General features: G+C 42.2%; 1 pseudogene. It reads right to left on the reverse strand.

Features of this window, described 5'->3' with window-relative positions:
* Window positions 1–282 (reverse strand): annotated as a pseudogene (locus QUA34_RS21495) (hypothetical protein); the annotation flags it as partial.

A 282-nucleotide genomic window follows, 5' to 3' on the forward strand; every position in this document is an offset into this window, starting at 1 on the left:
TGGTGTTTCTAAAACTTCGAGATTTTCGAGAACCGGTTCTGGTTGAGAAGGTTGGTTCGACTTTGGTGTTTCTAAAACTTCGAGATTTTCGAGAACCGGTTCTGGTTGAGAAGGTTGGTTCGACTTTGGTGTTTCTAAAATCGGTTCGGATTCTGGTTGAGAAGGCTCGATCGACTCTACTGTTTCTACAATAAGTAGATTTTCGACTATCGGTTCTGGTTGAGGATGTTCTAGCGACTCTACTGTTTCTACAATGAGTAGATTTTCGACTATCGGTTCTGG

It is taken from the genome of Microcoleus sp. POL10_C6 (genome assembly GCF_036701585.1).
In the GTDB taxonomy this organism is placed as follows: domain Bacteria; phylum Cyanobacteriota; class Cyanobacteriia; order Cyanobacteriales; family Microcoleaceae; genus Microcoleus.